Source organism: Aeromicrobium sp. YIM 150415, assembly GCF_016918125.1.
GTDB lineage: Bacteria > Actinomycetota > Actinomycetes > Propionibacteriales > Nocardioidaceae > Aeromicrobium > Aeromicrobium piscarium.
Map to the genome: position 1 here is coordinate 14,277 of NZ_JAERWM010000018.1, position 17,088 is coordinate 31,364.

At 70.0% G+C, this 17,088-nt stretch carries 18 protein-coding genes; 9 read left to right on the top strand and 9 right to left on the bottom strand.

The window, feature by feature from the left end; all coding sequences use genetic code 11:
• Positions 1 to 6: 6 nt before the first annotated feature.
• Positions 7 to 1,092, bottom strand: coding sequence for a nitronate monooxygenase (locus tag JL108_RS11850; protein ID WP_205198482.1), 1,086 nt, complete (start codon positions 1,090 to 1,092; stop codon positions 7 to 9).
• A gap of 120 nt (positions 1,093 to 1,212) precedes the next feature.
• On the opposite strand from JL108_RS11850, the gene JL108_RS11855 reads away from it, so the two are divergent.
• The 6 genes from JL108_RS11855 (at position 1,213) to JL108_RS11880 (ending at position 7,978) form a co-directional block, all read left to right on the top strand.
• Positions 1,213 to 2,085, top strand: coding sequence for a LysR family transcriptional regulator (locus JL108_RS11855; RefSeq protein WP_205198483.1), 873 nt, complete (start codon positions 1,213 to 1,215; stop codon positions 2,083 to 2,085).
• Entirely contained in the window at positions 2,082 to 3,035 is a 954-nt protein-coding gene (locus tag JL108_RS11860; RefSeq protein WP_205198484.1) for a LysR family transcriptional regulator, read from the top strand. Before JL108_RS11855 ends, JL108_RS11860 begins: the two co-directional genes overlap by 4 nt.
• A 259-nt stretch (positions 3,036 to 3,294) precedes the next feature.
• Positions 3,295 to 3,633 carry a DUF485 domain-containing protein gene (locus JL108_RS11865; protein ID WP_205198485.1) on the top strand — a complete coding sequence of 113 codons (339 nt, stop codon included), beginning with the start codon at positions 3,295 to 3,297 and terminating at the stop codon, positions 3,631 to 3,633.
• Complete coding sequence (locus JL108_RS11870; protein ID WP_205198551.1) at positions 3,633 to 5,282, top strand: cation acetate symporter; 1,650 nt, start codon at positions 3,633 to 3,635, stop codon at positions 5,280 to 5,282. Before JL108_RS11865 ends, JL108_RS11870 begins: the two co-directional genes overlap by 1 nt.
• Before the next feature lie 75 nt (positions 5,283 to 5,357).
• Entirely contained in the window at positions 5,358 to 7,352 is a 1,995-nt protein-coding gene (gene acs, locus JL108_RS11875; RefSeq protein ID WP_205198486.1) for an acetate--CoA ligase, read from the top strand.
• Between the two features lie 224 nt (positions 7,353 to 7,576).
• Entirely contained in the window at positions 7,577 to 7,978 is a 402-nt protein-coding gene (locus tag JL108_RS11880) for a phage holin family protein (protein ID WP_143912694.1), read from the top strand.
• A 43-nt stretch (positions 7,979 to 8,021) separates the two neighbouring features.
• Here the strand turns inward: JL108_RS11880 and JL108_RS11885 are convergent, their stop codons facing one another.
• From JL108_RS11885 to nth, 4 genes are read right to left on the bottom strand one after another with little or no spacing between them, the layout of a single operon-like run.
• Complete coding sequence (locus tag JL108_RS11885) at positions 8,022 to 8,855, bottom strand: hypothetical protein (RefSeq protein WP_205198487.1); 834 nt, start codon at positions 8,853 to 8,855, stop codon at positions 8,022 to 8,024.
• Positions 8,852 to 10,015: a MarP family serine protease gene (locus JL108_RS11890; RefSeq protein ID WP_205198488.1), complete on the bottom strand. Its 1,164-nt coding sequence runs from the start codon at positions 10,013 to 10,015 to the stop codon at positions 8,852 to 8,854. The genes JL108_RS11885 and JL108_RS11890 overlap by 4 nt, the downstream gene beginning before the upstream one ends.
• A 39-nt stretch (positions 10,016 to 10,054) precedes the next feature.
• Positions 10,055 to 10,699 (bottom strand): CoA pyrophosphatase, encoded by a 645-nt coding sequence (locus JL108_RS11895; RefSeq protein WP_205198489.1) that lies wholly within the window; start codon positions 10,697 to 10,699, stop codon positions 10,055 to 10,057.
• The gene (gene nth, locus JL108_RS11900; RefSeq protein WP_307837252.1) at positions 10,696 to 11,418 is read right to left on the bottom strand and encodes an endonuclease III; all 723 of its coding nucleotides are present in this window, start codon (positions 11,416 to 11,418) and stop codon (positions 10,696 to 10,698) included. The genes JL108_RS11895 and nth overlap by 4 nt, the downstream gene beginning before the upstream one ends.
• A gap of 179 nt (positions 11,419 to 11,597) precedes the next feature.
• Between nth and JL108_RS11905 the strand changes: the two genes are divergently transcribed.
• On the top strand, positions 11,598 to 12,275 hold the full coding sequence (locus JL108_RS11905; protein ID WP_087623590.1) for a Crp/Fnr family transcriptional regulator: 678 nt from the start codon (positions 11,598 to 11,600) through the stop codon (positions 12,273 to 12,275).
• Positions 12,276 to 12,434: 159 nt separating this feature from the next.
• Here the strand turns inward: JL108_RS11905 and JL108_RS11910 are convergent, their stop codons facing one another.
• The 4 genes from JL108_RS11910 to JL108_RS11925 all read right to left on the bottom strand — a co-directional run bounded on the left by JL108_RS11910 (position 12,435) and on the right by JL108_RS11925 (position 14,691).
• Positions 12,435 to 13,196, bottom strand: a complete 762-nt coding sequence (locus tag JL108_RS11910; protein ID WP_205198491.1) for an MBL fold metallo-hydrolase — start codon at positions 13,194 to 13,196, stop codon at positions 12,435 to 12,437.
• A 67-nt stretch (positions 13,197 to 13,263) separates the two neighbouring features.
• The gene (locus JL108_RS11915; protein WP_205198492.1) at positions 13,264 to 14,076 is read right to left on the bottom strand and encodes an NUDIX hydrolase; all 813 of its coding nucleotides are present in this window, start codon (positions 14,074 to 14,076) and stop codon (positions 13,264 to 13,266) included.
• Positions 14,076 to 14,534, bottom strand: a complete 459-nt coding sequence (locus JL108_RS11920; protein WP_205198554.1) for a RidA family protein — start codon at positions 14,532 to 14,534, stop codon at positions 14,076 to 14,078. Before JL108_RS11920 ends, JL108_RS11915 begins: the two co-directional genes overlap by 1 nt.
• Before the next feature lies 1 nt (position 14,535).
• Positions 14,536 to 14,691: a DUF4177 domain-containing protein gene (locus tag JL108_RS11925; protein ID WP_087623594.1), complete on the bottom strand. Its 156-nt coding sequence runs from the start codon at positions 14,689 to 14,691 to the stop codon at positions 14,536 to 14,538.
• 232 nt (positions 14,692 to 14,923) lie between these two features.
• Here JL108_RS11925 and JL108_RS11930 point away from each other — a divergent pair, with 232 nt between their 5' ends.
• Positions 14,924 to 15,898, top strand: coding sequence for an ArsA-related P-loop ATPase (locus JL108_RS11930; RefSeq protein ID WP_307837253.1), 975 nt, complete (start codon positions 14,924 to 14,926; stop codon positions 15,896 to 15,898).
• Positions 15,895 to 17,082, top strand: coding sequence for an ArsA-related P-loop ATPase (locus tag JL108_RS11935; RefSeq protein WP_205198493.1), 1,188 nt, complete (start codon positions 15,895 to 15,897; stop codon positions 17,080 to 17,082). Before JL108_RS11930 ends, JL108_RS11935 begins: the two co-directional genes overlap by 4 nt.
• Positions 17,083 to 17,088: the final 6 nt, after the last annotated feature.

Here is a 17,088-nt window from a genome sequence, read left to right on the forward strand (position 1 = left end):
AGGGGACTACTGGTCGAGGCGCTGGAGGGCGGCGGTAGCGTCGCGCTCCAGCGAGTCGATGATCGAGCGGACATCGGTGAGCTGGTCGAAGTAGGCGACGCTCTGGCCGGCCTCGGACTTCAGGAGCGGCTCGATGTGGTGGCGTTCGACTGCGCCGAGGAAGTCGCCGACGAGGATGTCCTGGAAGGGCATCTTCAACGGTGTGGGCGCGGCTTGGGCCTCCCACTCCTCGGTCCAGGCGGTCTTGATCTGACGTAGCGTCTTGCCGCTGTCGGCCCGTGAGCGGATCGTGTCGGCCGAGCCCGCGGCCTCGAGCTTGGCCCGGATCACCGGGTCCATCCCGTGTTCGCGGGTGAACAGCCAGGCGGTTCCCATCCAGACTCCCGCGCCCCCGAGGGCCAGTGCGGCAGCGATGTGCTCGCCACCGGCGACGCCGCCGGCCACGACCACGGGGACATCGCCGGCGAGCCGGACGATCTGCGGCACGAGGGCGAAGGTGCCGATGTCTCCGGTGTGGGCACCCGCCTCGTACCCCTGCGCGACGAGCATGTCCGCCCCCGCGGCGAGCGCACGCTCGGCGTGCTTGGGCGCTCCGACCAGGCTGATGACGGTCTTGCCGTGCTCCTTGGCCTCGGTGACCTTCGCCGGCGGCGAGCCCACGCCCATCGCCAGGATCGCGACCGGTGAGGCGAGGATCTCCGCGAACTGTCGGTCGGCCATCTCCTCGGACCGCACGAACCGCGAGCGCGTGCCCGGCAGTCCGTCATCGGGCACGCCGTACTTGTCGCGCAGGCCGGTGACGAAGGCCCGATGCTCCTCGGGGATCGCTGCCTCCATCTGCGCCCGGTCGTCGGTCTCGGGCATGCCCTGGGGGAGGACGAGGTCGATACCGAAGGGTCGTCCATCGGCCTGCTCGGTGAGCCAGGCCAGGCCGTCGCGGATCTCCTCCGGTGTGCTGCGCGTCGCGCCCCACACCCCGATGCCACCGGCCGCGGTCACCGCGGCGACGACCTCGAGGGAGTGGGAGAAACCGAAGATCGGGATCCGGGCGCCGAGACGCTCGCAGATCGTGGTGTGAAGGGCTGGATGCATGGACGTGGGCTCCTTGGATGGGGTGCTCCGAGTAGCGTCCATCACACTCGTCTAGGCTTCAATCTGTTACTAGTGCCAGTAGAGATAAGTTCTTCTTATAGCGCGAGGAGGGGAGGGCCCGTGCACACCCGGCATCTCGAGTTCTTCCTGGCGGTGACCACCTGCGGCACGTTCTCGGGGGCCGCCACGGAGCTCGGGGTCTCCCAGCCCGCCCTGTCGCAGGCCATCGCGTCCCTGGAGGGCCGGGTCGGGACCGCGCTCTTCGTTCGCTCACCTCACGGGGTGCGTCTGACGAGGGCCGGCCGGGAGTTCGAGGTGCCCGCCCGTGCCGCGCTCGCAGCCCTGCGCGATGCCGCCGACGCCGCCCGGCGGGCGGACCGCATCGAGAGCGGAGCACTCGAGATCGCCTGCCATTCCACCCTCGCCATCGACCCCACCGCCACCCTGGTCGGCCGCTTCCACCGGAATTTCAGCGACGTCACGGTGCGGGTCAGGGACGTGCCCGAGCGCGACCTCACCGAGCGGGAGCTGTTCGACCTCGGCGTGGACCTGGCGATCGTGTTCGGCGAGCTCGCCGGCCCGTCCACGACCACCGTGCCGCTGCCTCCGCTGGAGCTCGCCGCCGTGCTGCCCGGACCCGCCGATCGCACCACGACCCTCGAGGAGGTCATCGCCCACGGCCTGGTCACGACCCCGGTCGACAGCGCCTCGCGGATCTTCCTGTCCCGGCACCTGGAGTCGGCGGCGGTCGACGAGGCCGTCGCGGTCGAGGTGGAGTACACCGAGGCGATCCTGCCGCTGGTGATCAACGGCGCGGGAGCAGCCATCGTGCCCGCGCGGCATGCTGCCGCGGCCGCATCGCTGCCGGGTCTGACCGTCTGCGAGCTGGTCCCGCGCGCCGAGCTGGACGTCGCGATCGCGATGCCGACGGGTACCCCGACGGCGGCGGCCGCGGAGTTCATCTCCCTGGCGACGGAGGGGGCGAGCCGATGAGCACGGTCGCCGGCCAGCTTCCCGAACGCCGCCACCTCGAGGCCTTCCTGGCAGTGGTCGACCACGGAGGCTTCACCGCCGCCGCCCACCGGCTCGGCAAGACCCCCTCGGCGGTCGCGCAGGCGCTGCGGCAGCTGGAACGGGTCGTCGGGGCCGAGCTGTTCATCCGCTCGGCCCGCCCCTTCCGGCTCACAGTCGCCGGGCGTGCGGCCGAGCCGATCGCCCGCCGGGCGCTGCGCGACCTCGGCATGTTCTCCTCCGTGGCCTCGACCGACCCCGACTCCCTCACCGGGCGGCTCACCATCTGCACGCTGTCCACGATGTCGGCCCAACCGGTGGCGCAGCTCGTCGGCGCCTACCGGGCCCGGTACCGCGGCGTGCGCGTGGACATCACCGCCCCGCACACCCATTCGGTCACCGAGGTGCTCAACGCCGTCCGCACCCGACACGCCGATATCGGCATCACGGAGTTCCCGGTGGAGACTCGCGGCCTACGCGCGATCGAGTTCGACCGGCAGGAGTTCGTCGCCGCCCTCCCACCCGGGACAGGGCGAGAGGGCCGCCCCATCACGGCGGCGGAGTTCGCCGCCATCGGGCTGGTCGTCGGACCCTTCTTCAAGACGTCGACCGCCTATCCGCTGCTGGAGAGCGCCTTCCGCGGGATCTCCGATCACATCACCGTGCTCGCCGACCACCGTCCGTCGCTCATCCACCTCGTCGCCGAGGGCATCGGTGCGACCCTCGTCCACGGGCAACAGGCGCTCGTCGCCCGTCAGCTCGGCTGCGAGACCGTGCACTTCGAGCCCGCGCTCTACCGGCGGGCCGGGCTGGTCCATCCGGGTGAGGACCTCTCGCCCACCGCCGCCGCCTTCGTGCGGTTGTGCCAGGAGCCGCCGTTCCGCGCGGCCAGTGCTCCGCCTCCCGTCCGCCCAGCCCACCGGCAGCGGTAGGCCGTCAACCCCATCGTCACGTCATCAGGTTGACCAACTACCTCCCCCGGCGACGAAAGGTTGCTGAGGTATCGCCACGAGACGGTGCCGTTCGTCGTCTCCAGCACACCGCTCATCGCGTGATCCACGCCACACATCGGCCTCGATCGGCCCTTGGGCGACCCGCTCGCGAACGACCTGGCACGCCCCCGCGCGACGGCCCTAGCGTCGGCTCACGGCGCCATCGCCGCGCGCCGAGCCGACAACGGAAGGGGGAGCCATGGCCGAACCGATCTCACCTGAGACCCACGCCGCCTACGAGCGCATCCACGCGACCGCGGAGTTCGCCGAGCTCAAGAACAACTACCGCAGCTTCGTGCTGCCGATGACCGTGGCCTTCATGGTCTGGTACCTGTTCTACGTCATCGCATCGAACTGGATGCCCGGATTCATGAACACCCAGGTCTTCGGCACGATCAACATCGCGCTGCTCTTCGGCCTGCTGCAGTTCATCACCACCTTCGGCATCGCGTGGTGGTACGCCCGGTACTCCGCGCGCAAGATGGACCCGCTCGCCGACGATCTGCGCGACGGCTTCGAGCGGGAGGTCGGCCAGTGATCTCCACCGACGCGCTCCTCGCCGCGAGCGAGGAATCGAATCAGGCCCTGACCGCCTCGCTGTTCGGCCTCGTCGTGCTGCTCACCGTGGGCATCACCTTCTGGGCGAGCCGCAATACCAAGACCGCCGCGGACTACTACGCCGGCGGCCGCTCCTTCTCCGGTGTGCAGAACGGCTTCGCGATCGGCGGCGACTACATGTCGGCCGCCTCCTTCCTCGGCATCTCCGGGGCGATCGCGCTCTCGGGATACGACGGCTTCCTCTACTCCATCGGCTTCCTCGTCGCCTGGCTGGTCGCCCTGCTGCTGATCGCGGAGCTGCTGCGCAACTCCGGTCGCTTCACGATGGCCGACCAGCTCGCCTATCGCATGCGCCAGCGGCCGATCCGCCAGGCCGCGGCGATCTCGACCGTCGTCGTCTCGATCTTCTATCTGCTGGCTCAGATGGTCGGCGCCGGTGCCCTCGTCTCGCTGCTGCTGGGCGTGGACTCGCAGGCCGCCAAGAACATCACCATCGTGTCGGTCGGCGTGCTGATGATCTTCTATGTCGTCGTCGGCGGCATGAAGGGCACCACGTGGGTGCAGATCGTCAAGGCCGTCCTGCTGATGTTCGGCACGCTGCTGATCAGCGTCCTCGTGCTCGCGAAGTTCGGCTTCAACCTCTCCGATCTGCTCGGCACCGCCGCCGAGGCGAGCGGCAAGGGCCAGGCCTTCCTCGAGCCCGGCCTGAAGTACGGCGTGTCGACCACCAGCAAGATCGACTTCCTGTCGCTCGGCATCGCGCTCGTGCTCGGCACCGCGGGCCTCCCTCACATCCTCGTGCGGTTCTACACCGTGCCGACCGCCAAACAGGCGCGTGTCTCGGTGCTGTGGGCGATCGGCCTGATCGGCACCTTCTACCTGATGACCCTCGTCCTCGGCTTCGGTGCCGCGGCCCTGGTCACCGGCGATGCGAAGGACCAGATCGCCGCCTCGGGCGGCAACCTCGCCTCGCCGTTGCTGGCCGAGGCGATCGGCGGTGGTCCCGGTTCCCTGGGCGGCGCCGTGCTGCTGGCCCTCATCTCAGCGGTCGCCTTCGCGACGATCCTCGCGGTGGTCGCCGGGCTCACCCTGACCTCCGCCTCCTCGGTGGCCCACGACTTGTACGCCAATGTCTGGCGCAAGGGCAAGGCGACGGAGAAGGACGAGGTCAAGGTGGCGCGGATCTCCGCGTTCATCATCGGCGGTGTCGCGATCGCCCTGGCCATCCCCGGTCAGAGCCTCAACGTCGCCTTCCTGGTGGCCCTCGCCTTCGCGGTGGCGGCCTCGGCCAATCTCCCGGCCCTGCTCTACAACCTGTTCTGGAAGCGCTTCAACACCCGCGGCGCGTTGTGGAGCATCTACGGCGGCCTGATCTCGGCGGTCGGCCTGGTGTTCTTCAGCCCGGTCGTCTCCGGCAAGGTCGATCCAGACACGGGGGCCAGCCTCTCGCTCTTCCCCGCGAGCGTCGACTTCAGCTGGTTCCCGCTGGAGAACCCGGGCATCGTGTCGATCCCGCTCGGCTTCTTCCTCGGCTGGCTGGGCACCGTCACCTCCTCGGACAAGGGCTCGGTCGAGCGGTTCTCCGAGTTGGAGGTGCGCTCCCTCACCGGAGCGGGCGCGGAGAAGTGAGACCCCGGGGAGCGCCCCGTCGGGGGTGGGCGCTCCCCGGCCCCCTCGCCCCGCGGCGTGGTGTGCGACACAATCATGAACAGGAACCCATCCAAGGAGAGACATCCCGTGACCGAGACAGGCATCGACAACCTCGCCCGCGAAGATCGCGTCTTCGAGCCGCCGGCGGCGATCGCCGAGCACGCGAACGTCACGGCGGCCGCGTACGAGGAAGCCGCCGCGGACCGGCTAGGCTTCTGGCGTACGCAGGCTGAGCGGCTCGACTGGCAGACCCCGTTCACCGAGGTGCTGGACTGGAGCAACCCGCCCTTCGCGAAGTGGTTCGCCGACGGCAAGCTCAATGTCGCCTACAACTGCGTGGACCGCCACGTGGAGGCGGGCCGCGGCGACAAGGTCGCCTTCCACTTCGTGGGAGAGCCCGGCGACACCCGCACGCTCACCTATGCCGATCTGAAGGACGAGGTGAGCAAGGCGGCCAACGCGCTCACCGACCTCGGTGTGCGCGCCGGGGACCGCGTCGCGATCTACCTGCCGATGATCCCCGAGGCCGTCATCGCGATGCTCGCCTGCGCACGACTCGGCGCACCGCACACGGTCGTGTTCGGCGGCTTCAGCTCCGACGCCCTCTCCAGCCGGATCACCGACTGCGAGGCGAAGGTCGTCATCACCGCGGACGGCGGCTACCGGCGCGGCAAGCCTTCGAGCCTCAAGCCGGCGGTCGACGAGGCGCTCGGCAAGGTCGACGGCATCGTGGAGCATGTGCTGGTCGTCCGCCGCACCGGCCAGGACACCGCGATGACCGAGGGCCGCGACGTGTGGTGGGACGAGGTCGTCGACTCGGCATCACCCGAGCACACGCCCGAGGCCTTCGACGCCGAGCATCCCTTGTACGTCATGTACACCTCGGGCACCACCGGCAAGCCCAAGGGCATCCTGCACACCTCGGGCGGCTATCTGACCCAGGCCGCGTACACCTTCAACGCGGTCTTCGATCACAAGCCGGACACCGATGTCTACTGGTGCACGGCCGATATCGGCTGGGTCACCGGCCACTCGTACATCGTCTACGGACCGACGGCCGAGGGCGCCACACAGGTGCTCTACGAGGGCACGCCCGACACCCCGCACAAGGGTCGCTGGTGGGAGATCGTCGCCGAGTACGGCGTGACGCTGTTCTACACGGCTCCGACGGCGATCCGCACCTGCATGAAGTGGGGTGCCGAGATCCCCGCGGAGTTCGACCTGTCGAGCCTGCGCATCCTGGGCACCGTCGGCGAGTCGATCAACCCCGAGGCCTATGTCTGGTACCGCGAGAACATCGGCGGCAGCCGCACTCCGATCGTCGACACCTGGTGGCAGACCGAGACCGGGGCGCACATGCTCAGCCCGCTGCCGGGTGTCACCGCCGCGAAGCCGGGATCGGCGATGGGACCGCTGCCAGGCATCAGCGCGGAGGTCGTCGACGATGCCGGCAACGCCGTCGGCAACGGCCAGGGCGGCTATCTCGTGCTCACCGAGCCGTGGCCGGCGATGCTCCGGACGATCTGGGGCGACGACCAGCGCTTCATCGACACCTACTGGTCGCGGTTCGCCGATGTCTATTTCGCCGGTGACGGCGCCAAGAAGGACGAGGACGGTGCGATCTGGCTGCTCGGCCGGGTGGACGATGTGATGAACGTGTCGGGACACCGGCTGTCGACCACCGAGATCGAGTCCGCGCTGGTCTCGCACCCGAGTGTCGCCGAGGCGGCCGTGGTCGGGGCGACCGACGACACCACGGGTCAGGCAGTCGTGGCCTTCGTGATCCTGCGGGAGTCGGCCGTGGACAGCGGCGAGGAGACGGTCGCGGAGCTGCGCAACCACGTCGGCACGCAGATCGGGCCGATCGCCAAGCCGCGGCAGATCATGGTCGTGGCCGAGCTACCTAAGACCCGCTCGGGCAAGATCATGCGCCGTCTGCTGCGCGACGTGGCCGAGAACCGCGAGGTCGGCGACGCCACCACGCTCGCGGACTCCTCGGTCATGGACCAGATCACCGCCGGCATGAAGAAGGGCTCCGACGACGACTGATCCCCCGCGCGGTGGCGGTGGGTTAGGCACCTCTCACCCAGCCGGGCGGTGGGTTAGGCACCTCTCGCAACCTCGGACAGGTGCGTAACCCACCGCTCTGGCGTGGGACCGGTGCGTAACTCACCGCTCCGCGAGGCGGGGTGCCGATGCGAACGGGACCGATCCCGGTGAGGCAGACGGAGTGCTGTGCTGTCGTCACGGCCTGTTCTCGGTAGGCTCGCTCTATGAGTGAGCAGCAGCCCGTCTCGGAGGAACCCACCATCGGCCACCTCGTCGCCGATGTCACGCGCGATCTCTCCTCGCTGATCCAGCATGAGATCCAGCTGGCGAAGTCGGAGATGAAGGTCAGCGTCCGTGCCGGCGGGATGGGTGCGGCGCTGCTCGCGGTCGCCGCGTTCATCCTGCTGCTCGTGGTGATCCTCGCGTCGATCACCATCGGCTTCTTCCTGACGATGACCGGACTCCACCCCGCGTGGGCGTTCCTCATCGTCACCGGCGGCTACCTGCTCCTGGCGCTGTTACTGGCCTTCGTCGGCATCCGCCGCTTCAAGAAGGTCACCATCCCGCAGAAGACGATCGACACCACCAAGCAGATCCCCACCGCCCTCAAGGGCAAGGTCGCCTGACCCGGCCCCAGCTCCACTCGGCGAGCTGACCGAGCCGAGAGGGTCAGGCGGACCGGCGACGGCGCTGCCAGAGCGCCAGGATGCCCCGGCACGCCAGGCCGAGCACGATCGCCGCGCCGCCCGCCAGCGCGAGCTGCTCGACCCATCCGTCGAGTGATGCGGTGAAACGGTCGCCCACCGCATCGGTCAGCACCTGGCCGAACTGCGAGGACCCGGAAGCGGCACCGTCGAGCACGGCCGGCACCGTGACCCGCGTGCCGACGTAGGTCACGCCCGCGATCACGAGAGCCCCCACCCCGATCCAGGCGAGCCCGGTCGAACGATGCCGCGCGAACACGAAGCACAGCACCGCGGCGGCGCCCGCGGCCAGCAGCGTGATCGACTTCCAGGTCGGCGTGGTCTCCACGAAGCGGAGTCCCGGCGGAGCCGTGGCGACCGGCACCCGGACCTCCTCGGGAGACTCGATCGCGATGGGCAGCGCCGTCGTCACCTGCTGCAGCGCGAGGTCGACCAGCGGTGTGACATCGACCTGCAGCTGCTCGGGGATGTACCGGCCGCCGAACCACAGCTGATGACTGCGACGCTGAGAGTCGTCCCAGGCCTCGTCGAAGCCGGGCACCTCCTCGAGGGCGCCGAGTGCCTGGCTCAACTGAGCGGCCACCTGATCGCGGACCGCCTCGGGAAGATCGCCGGCGACACGCGAGGCCGCCGTGTCGGCGACCGCCTCCACGACTCGCGGATCATCGCGCAGATCGCGCACGAGCTCGACGTAACCGGTCTCCTCGGCGACATTGTCGGCGATCCAGGTCACCGGCAGGGCCACGATCCCGGCCAGCACGGCGATCACCCAGCAGATCACCGAGGTCAGGGTTCTCATCGGACACATCCTCCTGTGGACACGCGGTCGGTCGCCTCGACACCCGCCCGGGCGTTGCCCGCAGCCTGTTCGGCGGTGACGGCATAGCCCGTCGACGAGTCACTGATGGAGGCGGCGAACACGATGCCATAGACCTCGCCGGCCGCCGAGACCAGCGGTCCCCCGGAGTTGCCCGAACGCACGAGCGAGCGCACGGAGAAGGCGTCCCGCGGATGCTCTCCCTGGCCGTAGATGTCCGGCGCGCGCATCGTCGTGAGGTCGCGGATGCGCGCCGCGCGAGCGTCGAAGGGGCCGTTCTCCGGATAGCCCAGCACCGCCGCCTCGCTGCCCGCCGCTCCGGAGAGGTCGAATTGCAGATTCGGCACGTCCAGACGCTGTGTGCGCAGCACGGCGATGTCCATCTCGGCATCGAAGAGCACGGGCACGGCGTCCACCGACCGGCCGCCGATCTGGACCACCGGATCGCTGACCCCCGCGACGACGTGGGCATTGGTCATGACCCTCCCGTCGGCGTAGACGAATCCCGACCCCTCGATGCCGCGGCCGCATTCGGCCGAGCCGATGATCTTGACGACGCTGCCCGCCGCCGACCTGACCCCGGGCTGCGCGAGGGTCGCCTCGTCCGGGGGCTCCACCGAGGCGATCACCTCGGGTTCGAAGGGCTCGAGGTACCGCGGGAAGACGTCCTCGGTCAGCGACCGGCTGAAGGCCGCCAGCACATCGGAGGCCTGGGACGGCATCACCCGATCGACGCGCTCGAGGATCACCGAGGTGCGGACCGCCTGGCTCAGATACGGCAGCGAGGCTCCGCTCGCGGCGAACCCGAGTGCCCACGCCGCGCCGAGGACGGCCACGACGCCGAGGGCGGCGCCCGCGACGGCGTCGACGGACCGCCACGGCCCCTCGGTGACCCGCAGATCGCGGCCGACCAGACGCCCGAGGAACTGCCCCAGCAGCAGGAAGGCGACCACCAGCAGCAACGAGAGCAGCGGATGCGCGGCATCGCCACCGCCGAAGATCAGCGGGGCGACGATGATGCCGATCACGCCGCCGGCGACCAGCCCGATGCCCTCGATGAGGTTGACGACGAATCCGTGCACGAAGCCCGAGGCGGCGTAGAGCGCCACGAGTGCCAGCAGGATCAGGTCGAGGCTGTTCACGCCGCCGCCTCGTGGAGGATCGGTCGGTGCCGGCTCATGTCAGCGGATCTCCGGAAGCGGCCGCACCCGGGACTCGTCCCAGGGCTTCGACCAGCCGACTCGCTCGAACACCCGCGAGACGATCCCCGCGGTGAATCCCCACAGCGGGGTCTCGGTGCCGATGTCGAAGGCGGGACCCTTCCATCCCGAGGGATGCACGACGCTGAAGCGTCGTTCCGGGTCGATCAGCTCCTCGATCGGCGTCCAGAGCACCTCGGCGACCTCCGCGAGGCTCACCGGACGCAAGGTCGGGCTCCAGGAGCGCCAGTAGCCGAGCACCGGGGTCACCGCGTGATTGCTCGGCGGGATCCACAAGGTCGGCAGCTCGCCGAAGACCTGCACGGCCACCGGGTCGAGGCCGACCTCCTCCTGCGCCTCGCGAAGAGCCGTTGCAGGCGGGTCGACATCGCCGGGATCGGCGCGACCTCCGGGGAAGGAGATCTGCCCCGCGTGGTTGCGCAGCGTGCTCGCCCTCTCGGTCAACAGCAGCTCGTGGCCCCGCGGGCTCTCCGCGAACAGCATGAGCACCGCCGACGGCCGGGCGTCGGCGGGCGGATGCGGGAATCTCGGGGCGAGCTGTTCGGCCTCGACGGAGCCGGCGAGGTCGGCCAGTGGCTGGAGCCAGCCGGGCAGGGTCGTGGTCATGCGCGTCCTTGGGTCGTCACGAGCTTCTCGGCCTCGACCGGGTCGGTCGGTCCGAGGCCGTACGAGGGGCACCAGCGCGACACGGGGCAGGCGCCGCAGGCGGGGGTGCGCGCATGGCACCGGCGCCGTCCGTGCCAGATCAGCCGCTGGCACATGTCGGTCCAGTCGCGGCGGGGGAACAGGGCGCCGAGGGCGTGTTCGGCCTTGACCGGCTGCCGCGCGGTGGCCTCGTCCAGCCAGCCCAGCCGATGGGTCAGGCGCGCCACGTGCGTGTCGACGGTGATCCCGGGGATGCCGAAGGCATTGCCCAGCACGACATTGGCGGTCTTGCGACCGACTCCCGGCAACGTGACGAGGTCGTCGAGACGCGGGGGCACCTCGCCGTCGAACCGCTCGACGAGCGCCGCCGCGAGACCGAGCAGGCTGTCGGTCTTCGCCCGGAAGAACCCGGTAGGGCGGATGATCTCCTCGAGCTCCGTGCGGTCGGCTGCGGCGAGCGCTGCGGCGTCCGGGTAGGCGGCGAAGAGCGCCGGGCTGACCGCGTTGACGCGGCGGTCGGTGGTCTGCGCCGACAGCACGGTGACCACCAGCAGCTCGAAGGGCGAGGAGAAGTCGAGCTCCGGGCGGGCATCGGGATAGGTCTCGGCGAGGACCCGATCGACTTTGCGGGCGCGGCGCACCAGCGCGGTGTCGCGGCGGCCCGTGTCGGTCGTGGTCACACCGATAGCGTAGAGGTTCCGTGAAGAGGCAGCGCCCCCGAGACGAGGACCCGCCAGGATCGGCGTGGCTGTTATCCCCTGCAACCCCTGTACTGCGGGCGTTGCGTCTCCCGTCATGTGGTGGAGTGTGAAAAACTGTGACACGGACCCCACTGGGCCGTGACCGAGAAGGAAGAACCGTGACCGACGACGTACTGCGCCAAGCGCCCCTGTTCAACGGACTCGACGATGCCGCGTCGAGCGCCTTGGAGTCCTCGATGGAGTCGCTGTCGCTGAGGCGCGGCGAGATCCTCTTCAATGAGGGCGATGACGGCGACAAGCTGTACGTCGTCGTCGACGGCAAGCTCAAGCTCGGGCGCACCTCGCCCGATGGCCGCGAGAACCTGCTCGCGATCCTCGGCCCGGGTCAGATGTTCGGCGAGCTCTCCTTCTTCGACCCCGGTCCGCGTTCGGCGACTGCCACCGCGGTCACGGATGTCGAGCTGCGCAGCCTCGGTCACGATGCTCTCGGTCCGGTGCTCAACGATCACGCGGATGTCGCCAAGGCGCTGCTCCACCAGCTCGCCGGGCGCCTGCGCCGCACCAACGAGGTCGTCGGCGACCTGGTCTTCTCCGATGTCCCCGGTCGCGTCTCGAAGGCCCTGCTCGACCTGGCCGACCGTTTCGGTCGCGAGGACGAGGACGGCATCCACGTCAACCACGACCTCACGCAGGAGGAGCTCGCCCAGCTCGTCGGCGCCTCCCGCGAGACGGTCAACAAGGCCCTCGCCGACTTCGCCTCCCGCGGCTGGGTGCGCCTCGAGCCGCGCAGCGTCGTCATCCTCGATCTCGAGCGCCTCCAGAAGCGCGCCCGCTGATCCTGCTCCCGAGGGAGCGGTGACGTACGCACCCCTCAACCTCGCGAGCGGTGACTTACGCACCTCTCAATAGCGCTGACACGTGCGCAGCCCACCGCCGAGGACGCTGAGGGGTGCGTACGTCACCGCCCCAGGGATGGGGGCCCAGGGCAGAGCAGGTCAGTCGCGCAGGTAGGCGAGCTGAGCCTCGACGCTGCGTTCGGCGGCGGGCCACAGCACCGGGTCGACATCGGCGTAGACCCGCTCCACGACCTCGCGCGCCGTGGTGTCACCCTCGTCGAGCGCCGCACGTACCTGGTCGAGCCGCTCCTGGCGATGCACGATGTAGAAGTCCAGCACCGCGGCGGGATCCTCGATGACCGCACCGTGCCCAGGCAGGATCCGCCGGACCAGCCCCTCCTCGGTCATCTCGCGCAGGCGCGCGAGGGAGTCGAGGTACGGGCCGAGCGCACCGTCGGGCCACGCCACCACGGTGGTGCCTCGCCCGAGGATCGTGTCGCCGCTGAGCAGCGAGCCTTCCGCGGTGAGCGCGAGGCACAGCGAGTCCATCGTATGGCCGGGAGTCGCGACGGCCTCGATGCGCAGCCCGTCGACCTCGATGACCTCCATGTCGGCGATCGGGTCGGCATCGGAGCAGAACTGCTCGCCGATCGCGCGCGCCGGCGCACCCGTCAGCTCCCGCATCCGGTCGAAGGCCTCGGTGTGATCCCCGTGATGATGCGTGTAGAGCACCAGCCCGACCTCACCGGCTGCCTCCAGCACCGCCGCCAGATGCTCCTCATCGGCCGGACCCGGGTCGACGACGACGGATCGCCCCGCGCCCGGCTCGCGCAGGATCCACGTATTGGTGCCGTCCAGGGTCATGATGCCCGGATTGTCGGCTCGCACGACCGAGGCCCGCGCGGTCACCCGCTCACTCATGCCGCCACCTGCCAGAAAGAACAACGATAGGCAGGCCCCGGCACGAGAAACCCCATCGTTCGCTCGCTCACAAGTGCTCCTGACTGTCGGTCTGCAAGTACAGCTCCCCGTCGACCTCGACGATACGCGGCTCGATCGGCGCGACCATCCGCTTCGTGGACGCGGTGAGGATCTCATCGGCGCGGTGCTCAGCGAGCTCGCGGCAGGTGGTCACGGTAGGCGGCATCATCGCCGCGCCACCCGCGTCGACGCGCTCGAGCACCCGTGTCAGCGGCGCCCACAGGGAGCGGTCGGCCTCCCCGCTGACGCTGTTGATCCGCTGGCCCTCGGGCAGCGCCGCCACAAAGAAACGGGTGTCATAACGACGCGGCTCGAAGGCGGGGGTGATCCAGTGCGCCCAGACTCCCAGCAGATCGGCCCGGAGCACGAGGCGGTCGCGCCGCAGGAACTCCGCGAAGCCGAGCCGGTGCTCCTCCAGGTCCTCGCGGGCCCGGGTCATCTCCGGGATCGTCGTGTCCCCGAACACCGTGTCGGCGTCGGGGCCCGCCAGCAGGACGCCGGTCTCCTCGAAGGTCTCGCGCACGGCCGCGACCACGAGCGCATGGGCCAGATCCCGCGCGCAGCCGAGCCGCTCGCCGAACTCCTCGGGCGTGGGTCCCACCCAGTCGACCGACCCGAAGTCATCGTCGTGGACACCGCCGCCGGGGAACACGTACATGCCCGCCGCGAAGGCCATCGACGACTGGCGCCGCATGAGGAAGGCCTCGATCCCGTCCGCTCCGTCGCGCACCACGGCGATCGTGGCAGCATCCTTCGCCGGGACGGGTGATGCTGCCCTTGCGACGTGCTCGCGCAGGCGCTCCGGCAGCGGGATCAGCATCAGCCCACCTCGACCACGATCTCGACCTCGACCGGGGAGCCCAGCGGCAGCGCCGCGACCCCGACGGCGCTGCGGACGTGGCGGCCGGCCTCGCCGAAGGCCTGCCCGATCAGCTCGCTGGCACCGTTGGCGACCTTCGGCTGATCGGTGAAAGCCGGGTCGCTCGCCACGAACACCACGACCTTGACGACACGCACGACCTCATCGAGATCGACCTGCGATGCCACCGCGGCGATGGCGTTCAGCGCGCACTGACGGGCGGCCGAGGCGGCCTCGTCGAGCGAGACGCCCGCACCGACCGTGCCCGTCACGGCGAGCTCGCCGTCCACGAAGGGCAGCTGGCCCGAGGTGTACACATAGGCACCCGTGCGGAGCGCCGGGACATAGTCGGCCACCGGCGCCGCGACGGCGGGCACCGTCAGGCCCAGCTCGGCCAGGCGCTGCTCAACCGCGGCCACGTCAGGCCACCGGGCGCTTGAAATAGGCGACGAGGTTCTCAGGATTGGGTCCCGGCACGATCTGCACGAGCTCCCATCCGTCCTGGCCGAAATTGTCGAGGATCTGCTTCGTGGCATGCACGAGCACCGGCGCGGTCAGGTATTCCCACTTGGTCATGTGCCGACTCTAGATGATCGAGACCTGGCCCGGTCCGCGGTTTCGGCGGCTGTCGTCGGACGGGACGTGCGCGCGCCGGCAAGGGAGCGGTGGGTTACGCACCTCTCGGATGGGTGGAGACGTGCGTAACCCACCGCCCAAGCTGGCGAGAGGTGCGTAGGCCACCGCCACAACCGAGGGGCGCCTACCGGTCCCGCAGCGGGACGACCTCAGAGCGCCTACGCTCGGGGACGTGGCTCTCTCGACCCCTCTGCACATCGTGACCGGCAAGGGCGGCACCGGCAAGACCACCGTGGCGGCTGCCCTCGCGATCGCCCTGTCCTCCCAGGGAGGCCGAGTGCTCCTCTGCGAGGTCGAGGGACGGCAACAGATCGCCCAGCTCTTCGATATCGCTCCGCTGCCCTATGAGGAGCGCCCGATCGCCGGCACCGGGAGAGGAGGAGGCGAGGTCTATGCGCTCGCGGTCGACGCCGAGGCGGCACTCCTGGAGTACCTCGCCATGTACTACCGCCTCGGCCGCGCGGGCAAGGCCCTCGACCGCTTCGGGGTCATCGACTTCGCGACCACCATCGCGCCGGGCGTCCGCGACGTGCTGCTGACCGGCAAGGTCTACGAGGCGGCTCGCCGACGGACCGACGGACCCGACAGCGACTTCGTGTACGACGCGATCGTCGTGGACGCGCCGCCGACCGGTCGGATTGCCCGTTTCCTCGGGGTGAACGACGATGTCGCCGGACTCGCGAAGGTCGGACCGGTCAAGAACCAAGCCACGTCGATCATGACGATGCTGCGTTCGGAGCAGACCCGGGTCCACCTGGTGACGGTGCTGGAGGAGATGCCCGTCCAGGAGACCGTCGACGGGATCGAGGAGCTCAGCGCCGCGTCCCTCCCGATCGGGCACATCGTCGTCAACATGGTGCGCCCGAGCCTGCTCAGCGAGGAGTCGGCCGAGGCGCTGGACTCCGCGGACGTGGACGTCGACGAGGTGGCGGTCTCCCTGGCTCGCGTGAGCCTCCCCTCCGCGGCGGCACAGGACCTTCTCGACGAGGGCAGCGCGCACCTCGAGCGTCAACGACTGCAGGACGAGCAGGACTCCCTGCTGGCCGCGACCGGACGCGACATCGTGCACCTGCCGCGGCTCGCCGATGGCATCGACCTCGGTGCCCTCTACGATCTCGCCGACGACCTCGAGGAGATGACGCGATGACCCGGCCCGCTCAGACCCGGCCGCGACCCGCCGCGCGCCGCGCACGACAGGCACGCCGCGGCACGGCACCCGCCCTCGACGTCGACCGGCTCATCGACGACGAGCGCACGCAGATCGTGGTCTGCTGCGGCTCAGGGGGCGTCGGCAAGACCACCTCGGCCGCCGCGATCGCACTGCGCGCCGCCGAGCGCGGGCGCCGCGTCTGCGTGCTCACGATCGATCCCGCCCGCCGGCTCGCCCAGTCGATGGGACTGACCGAGCTGGACAACACGCCGCGGCCCGTCGACGGCATCGACACGAGCGCAGGCGGTTCCCTCGACGCGATGATGCTCGACATGAAGCGCACCTTCGACGATGTCGTCGAGGCCCACGCGTCGCCGGAGAAGGCACAGCAGATCCTGCAGAACCCGTTCTACGTGGCGCTCTCGAGTTCCTTCGCCGGCACCCAGGAGTACATGGCGATGGAGCGACTCGGACAGCTGCACGCCGAGGGGCGCTGGGATCTCATCGTCGTCGACACGCCGCCCTCACGGTCCGCGCTGGACTTCCTCGACGCCCCGGAGCGGCTCTCATCCATGCTGGACGGCCGCTTCATCCGGCTGATGCTCGCTCCGGCCAAGGGCCCGGCCCGGTTCCTGACCGCGGGCTTCGGCGTCGTGACGGCGGCGCTCAACAAGGTGATCGGCGCCCAGATCCTCACCGACATGCAGACCTTCATCGCCGCCTTCGACACGCTCTTCGGCGGCTTCCGTCAGCGCGCCGAGGCCACCTACGCCCTCTTGCAGGCCGAGGAGACCGCCTTTCTGGTGGTCGCGGTGCCCGATGACGCGCCCATGCGCGAGGCCGCGTACTTCGTGGAGCGGTTGGAGGCCGATGAGATGCCCTTGGCCGGGCTCGTCGTCAACCGCTGTCACGACGAACGGGCAGCGGGCATCACCGCCGCCGACGCCGAGTCGGCATCGCCCCGGCTCGCCTCGGGCTCCGCGACCGACCGGTTGACCTCGGATCTGCTGGCCGTGCACGCCGATCGTGTCCGGCTCGCGGCTCGCGAGGGCCGGGTACGGCGTCGCTTCGCCGCCGCTCACGGCGATGTCGCCACGGCGGTCGTTCCCGCCCTCTCCACCGATGTGCACGATCTCGACGGCCTACGAACGATCGCGGAGCACCTCACCGCAGCGCGCTGAGCGCCC